The 6114-nt window shown below is 29.5% G+C and carries 5 protein-coding genes and 1 riboswitch; of the genes, 4 read left to right on the top strand and 1 reads right to left on the bottom strand.

What is annotated here, in order from left to right; all coding sequences use genetic code 11:
- Positions 1-77 precede the first annotated feature (77 nt).
- Positions 78-199: riboswitch (SAM riboswitch) on the top strand.
- A 127-nt stretch (positions 200-326) separates the two neighbouring features.
- The 4 genes from E6248_RS11770 (at position 327) to E6248_RS11755 (ending at position 4120) form a co-directional block, all read left to right on the top strand.
- Positions 327-1604, top strand: a complete 1278-nt coding sequence (locus E6248_RS11770) for an O-acetylhomoserine aminocarboxypropyltransferase/cysteine synthase family protein (protein ID WP_316340995.1) — start codon at positions 327-329, stop codon at positions 1602-1604.
- A gap of 238 nt (positions 1605-1842) precedes the next feature.
- Positions 1843-2688, top strand: a complete 846-nt coding sequence (locus E6248_RS11765; protein WP_316340994.1) for a hypothetical protein — start codon at positions 1843-1845, stop codon at positions 2686-2688.
- 150 nt (positions 2689-2838) lie between these two features.
- Entirely contained in the window at positions 2839-3018 is a 180-nt protein-coding gene (locus tag E6248_RS11760) for a hypothetical protein (protein ID WP_316340993.1), read from the top strand.
- Between the two features lie 643 nt (positions 3019-3661).
- The gene (locus E6248_RS11755; protein WP_316340992.1) at positions 3662-4120 is read left to right on the top strand and encodes a hypothetical protein; all 459 of its coding nucleotides are present in this window, start codon (positions 3662-3664) and stop codon (positions 4118-4120) included.
- A 113-nt stretch (positions 4121-4233) separates the two neighbouring features.
- Here the strand turns inward: E6248_RS11755 and thrS are convergent.
- A partial coding sequence (gene thrS, locus E6248_RS11750; RefSeq protein WP_316340991.1) for a threonine--tRNA ligase occupies positions 4234-6114 on the bottom strand: 1881 nt, incomplete at its 5' end.

The raw sequence follows: 6114 nt of genomic DNA, 5'->3' as shown, positions 1-6114 counted from the left end.
AATTAATAAAATTTATTAAAAATAGTTGTAATTGAAAAAATCTAGTGTATAATATGATTATAAATAAATAGAAAAAGACTTTATTAAGAATGGTGGAGGGACTGGCCCTGTGAAACCTAGCAACCTACTAAATATAATTTAGTTGTATTAGTGTGGTGCTAAATCCTGCAAGCTTATCAAATAGCTTGGCAAATGAGGTTTTCATTATATAGTAGTGAATAATTTAGTGTATTTAAGGTTGCTTCTTATATTAGAAGGAACTTTTTTTATTATATAGAAAATTATATTTAAAATATCGAATAGAAAGATTAAAAGGGGGCTTTATTATGTCAAACAATTGGCAAAAGGGAACAATTTGCATTCAAGAAGGTTATACTCCAAAAGCTGGAGAGCCTAGAGTTTTACCAATATTTCAAACAGCAACTTATAAATATGATGATCCAGATCATCTAGCTAGTTTATTTAATTTAGAAGCAGCGGGGCATTTATATAGTAGAATTTCTAATCCTACTGTAGCTGCTTTAGAAGAAAAGTTTGCTAAATTACAAGGTGGAGTTGGGGCTTTAGCTACATCATCAGGACAAGCGGCTGTATTATATGCAATTTTAAATATCTGTAAAGTTGGGGATCATATTATAACAGCATCTACTTTATATGGTGGAACAGTAAACTTATTCACAGTTAACTTAAAGAAAATGGGGATAGAAGTAAGCTTTGTTGATCCTGAAGCAAGCAAAGAAGAAATTTTAGCACTTGCTAAGGAAAATACTAAGGCTGTTTATGGGGAAACCATAGGAAATCCAGGGTTAAATATATTAGATTTTGATAAATTTGCAGAAGTTGCAGAGGAATTAAAAGTTCCATTTTTAGTTGATAATACAGTAGGAACACCATATTTATGCAATCCATTTGAACATGGAGTTAATGTTGTAATTCATTCAACTACAAAGTATGCTGATGGACATGCTCAAAGCGTAGGCGGAATAGTAGTCGATGGAGGAAACTTTGATTGGGCTAATGGAAACTTCAGTGAATTTACAGAGCCAGATCCAAGCTATCATGGAATAAAATATGTTGAAACCTTTGGAAATGCAGCATATATAACTAAGCTAAGAGTAACACTAGGAAGAGACTTAGGTGCATGCCAAAGTCCATTTAATGCTTATTTAACTAATTTAGGACTTGAAACTTTACATTTAAGAATGGAGAGACATTCTCAAAATGCGTTGGACCTTGCAAAGTGGCTTGAAAAGCATCCTAAAATAAAATGGGTTAACTATCCTTACTTAGAATCTAGCCCAGAATATGATAGAGCTAAGAAGTATCTGAAGGGTGGAGCAAGTGGATTATTAACATTTGGAATAGATGGAGATATAGAAGCTGCTAAGAAATTTACTAAGGCTCTAAATTTGGTTGCTTTAGTAGTAACTTTAGGAGATGTAAGAAGCTGTCTTCTACATCCAGCAACAACTACTCACAGCCAATTATCTGAAGAAGAACAAATTGCAAGTGGAGTAACTCCAGATTTAATGAGAGTATCTATTGGAATAGAAGATATTAATGATATAATTGCAGATTTTGAACAAGCGCTAAACTCAATTTAGAAAACAATATACAAATAAAAAGCAATTGCAGCTTTAGTCTAGCAATTGCTTTTTATTTATATAGATTTCTATTATTTATAATAAATATCTAACGATTAAGTGATATTAATCAAAGGGAAGATAAATAGCGAAATATGACAACGTTAATAAAACGAAATAGAAGCTAAATAAAAGTGTTGACAACGCTGATAAAATTATATATAGTTTAAATAAATAATAAATATAGGAGATAATTTTAATGATTTTAAATTCATCAAATACAATTTTTACACAACAAGGAGCCGAAAGTGAAGAGGCGTTAATGGAAAGTGATAAAGTATTACTATATAAGTCGAATAGTAAAATAAGTTCTATGTCATACGCAGGTCCTATTAATACTAAAATAGTAAAATCGGAAACGATACCAGCTAATTTTACTAATATATTGAAGAGGATAAAGGGGTATTGCAGCCTAGGTACTACTAAAGCGTATAAGGAAGATATGACAAATACAATTTCTTTTAGAAATGTGCACATATACAGTAGCAAAGCTACAACACTTGATGGGATAGAGCGTATATGCTATATTTCTAGTATTAATGATTGTACTATTAATGTTAGTGAACATAATACTAATAAGGGTTCAGCTTATAGTAGCCTTTATCCAATACTAAAAACTAAATTAAATCAGAGTGGGTTTACACAAAATCTTCCTCATGATAGTTTTAATATCAATATTAATGAATGTCAGAAATTTGTTGATATTATAAATGAGGTTATAGAGGAAAGAGAATTTAACAAATATATGCTTGTAAAAGGAGATAAAATAGACACTATAACACTTGGTAAAAAAGAAAAACAAAACAGATTATTTTATAATGTTGCTTATTATGTAGAAAAGAAGGCAGAGATTTATGCTTATAATGAGGGTATTAACTTAAATGGGATAGAAGATATAATTAGTACATTAAATAATATTATTAAAAAAATTGAAATTATAGATAGGGCTCAGGATTTAGAAGATTTAATGAAAAAGTTAGATTCTATGAAAAAAGTTGCAGATGCAAAAAAAATTATATTAGATATTAAAGAAAGTGAATTATAATATTAAACATTTTTTATATGTATTTTTATGAATTGAAATGTATTTTTTAATAAACTATAATAATAAAGTATAAATTTAAATAGTATAGAGATAAAACTATTTATTTAAGATTATAAAAATAGGGTTTATCTTTAATTAAGAGGTGTATTTATGTTTAATAAAGAAGAACTTCAAATATTAAATGAAGCTTTAAAAATGTATGAAGAAAAGACTACAAAGTTATTAGAGTCTAATACAAATAATAAAGAGAAAATGGTAGCTTATAATAGAAAGCAAAAGAAGGTTTGGTTACTTCAAAATAAGCTTAAGAAAATAATAGAAGAAGTTTAGAAAATGTATAATGAATAATTTAGAAGTTAGAATGTAGGTTGAAACTCGCTTTAAGGCGAGTTTCTTTAAATTTTTTTAAAAGTATTCCGAAGGTAATTTTAAATATTTTATAGTTAAGAAAGTTATTGATTAGCTTTCTTTTTTTATTATGTATTGGTAAAATTAGTATAATAAGGTTGGAATTTACCTTGAGGTATAGGAGGGATAAGATGAGATAATTAATAGCAGTTTCAACTATAGTTTTTGCTCTTTTATCGATAGTTGGTGCATCTTATATTATTTTATCAAAAAGACAAATTGGACCTTGATTAGCAGTTATACCAATGCTAATTTCATTGATGTTATGCAGTTTTTACATAAATATTACTAGAAAAAGATAATTAAATTAAGATGAGATTATATAATGACAGAAAAGGAAAAAAATCGATTATTAGTTTGGTGAGTGTAGTAACTAAAAATATACCAGAAAATGTACTAGCTGTTGGTAATCCTTACAGAGTAATAATAGAACTAGATAAAGAGAAGTAATTAATAAAACCATAAATATAAGAAATAGTTTATAGGGAATAAAAAGAACTTAATTTGATCTAAAGTCTTATAGAATTATTGTAATAAAGATATTAAAATAAGGGGTATGATTTTAATGGGAAAAAGAAAAATAGGTTTAATTCTAATTACTATTTTGATATGTATAGTTGGAGTATTTACTGTAATCAAAAGTATAACAAGTAGCGAGGAGAATATAGAAGAAATTAAGGTAGCCATAGAGTCAAGTGAAGAGGAAGCAGCAGCGTATCTATCAAAAAGTATGGATTTTAATCCTAAAATAGAGGACACTGGCAAACAGAATTTGAAGTATAAGTGGGAGTTAATTAATGCTAGAGAAGAAAGAATTGCAGATAGTAATGGGCAGTATAAAAAAATAATAAATGATGGGGAAAGAGTTACTTTTTCACCTGATTTATTAGGTGGATTTAACAAGGAGGCACCTATTACAAAAACAATAACTGTTAGATTAACTATCCTTGAAGATGGGAAGAAAATAGGCAGTGCTGTATTATTACTTGATGACCATGATGGTTATTATATTATCCGTAGATAAAAAATGAATAATGAATAGTTTAGGTTTAAACTCACTTAAGGCGAGTTTCTTCATAAACAAAAAAGGATTCACTATAAGCGAATCCTTTTTATCTTGCCATAATTGGATATTGATTAATTTTCTTTGTTAGATATTTCTAATATTAATCTATTCTTTAATTCAGAAACTGAAACTGGACCTTCTTCTCCGTTTTTTCTGCTTCTTACTGAAGCTTCATTGTTAGTTAATTCTTTTTCACCAACAACTAGGATATAAGGAATTCTTTCAAGTCTAGCTTCTCTGATTTTGTAACCAATCTTTTCAGCTCTGTAGTCTGCATCAATTCTTATACCTGAATTCTTAAAGTCTTTAACTATTGATTCAGCATAGTCATTGTACTTATCAGAAATAGGTAAAACTATTGCTTGAGTTGGAGCAAGCCAAGTTGGGAATGCACCAGCATATTTTTCAATAAGCATAGCTAAAGTTCTTTCATAACATCCAATTGCTGATCTATGAATTATAAATGGACGTTTCTTATTTCCGTCTTTATCGATATAAGTCATATCAAATCTTTCAGCAAGAGCAAAGTCGATTTGAATAGTTATTATTGTATCTTCTTTTCCATGAACATTCTTGAATTGTATATCAAGCTTTGGTCCGTAGAATGCAGCTTCACCTTCAGCTTCAACATAGTTTATTCCAAGGTGATCTAAGATACCTTTCATTAATACTTGAGTTTCTTCCCAAGCTTCTGGATTGTTTATATATTTTTCAGTATTGTTTGGATCCCACTTAGAGAATCTAAATGATATATCTCCATCAATACCTAAAGTAGTCATTATATGAGTTATTAATTCAACACAACCCTTGAATTCTTCTTCAATTTGGTCTGGTCTACAAACTATATGTCCATCAGATAAAGTAAATTGTCTTACACGAATTAATCCATGCATTTCACCTGATGATTCATTTCTATATAATGTAGAAGTTTCAGCATATCTTATAGGTAATTCTCTATAAGAGTGTTGCTCTGCATTATAAATTGTGTATTGGAATGGGCAAGTCATAGGTCTTAATGCCATTACTTCTGGATCCTTTTCTTCATCTCCTAAAACAAACATTCCATCTTTATAATGATCCCAGTGTCCAGAAACCTTAAATAAATCATTCTTAGACATTGAAGGAGTCTTTGTAAATACATAGCCTCTCTTTTCTTCTTCATCTTCAACCCATCTTTGAAGAAGTTGAATAATTTTAGCACCCTTAGGCATTATAAGAGGTAATCCTTGACCTACTTTTTCATCAGTAGTGAAGATTTTAAGCTCTCTACCTAATTTATTATGATCTCTCTTTTTAGCTTCTTCTAAAGCTTCTAAGTAAGCATCTAAATCAGCCTTCTTTAAGAATGCAGTACCATATACTCTTGAAAGCATCTTATTCTTTTCGTCACCTTTCCAGTAAGCTCCTGCACTTCTAATAAGTTTAACTGCTTTAACTGGCTTTAATGACATTATGTGAGGTCCAGCACATAAATCAACGAAATCTCCCATTTTGTAGAATGAAATAACTTCATCTTCTGGTAGGTCATTGATTAATTCAACCTTATAAGGTTCTTCTGCATCTTCCATAAGTTTTATAGCTTCTGCTCTAGGTAATACAAATCTTTCTATTGAAGGATTTTCTTTTATTATTTTTCTCATTTCATCTTCTAGTTTAACTAAATCTTCAGCTGAGAAAGAGTTTTCTACATCAAAGTCATAGTAGAATCCATCGTTAATTGCAGGTCCAATAGCTAATTTGGCTTCTGGGAATAATCTCTTAACAGCATAAGCTAAAACGTGAGATATACTATGTCTTACTGCATCTTTTCCTTCTTGAGAATCAAATGTACATATTGCAAGGTCAGAGTCTTCATTAACTACATAACGTAAGTCTACAACCTCCCCATTTACTATTCCACAGCATGCATTTCTAGCTAAGCCTTCACTTATTGATTTTGCTATGTCTAATAC

Origin of the sequence: Clostridium sp., assembly GCF_032552055.1 — a bacterium.
Taxonomy (GTDB): Bacteria; Bacillota; Clostridia; order Clostridiales; family Clostridiaceae; genus Clostridium.
The sequence above is the reverse complement of the archived record's forward strand: the minus strand, read 5'-3'. Positions and strand labels throughout refer to the sequence as shown.

What these genes read in the sequence shown, in the direction of transcription:
- E6248_RS11755 (WP_316340992.1), top strand. Translation starts at nt 3,662, where the DNA reads ATGGGAAAAAGAAAAATAGGTTTAATTCTAATTACTATTTTGATATGT.
- E6248_RS11760 (WP_316340993.1), top strand. Translation starts at nt 2,839, where the DNA reads ATGTTTAATAAAGAAGAACTTCAAATATTAAATGAAGCTTTAAAAATG.
- E6248_RS11770 (WP_316340995.1), top strand. Translation starts at nt 327, where the DNA reads ATGTCAAACAATTGGCAAAAGGGAACAATTTGCATTCAAGAAGGTTAT.
- E6248_RS11765 (WP_316340994.1), top strand. Translation starts at nt 1,843, where the DNA reads ATGATTTTAAATTCATCAAATACAATTTTTACACAACAAGGAGCCGAA.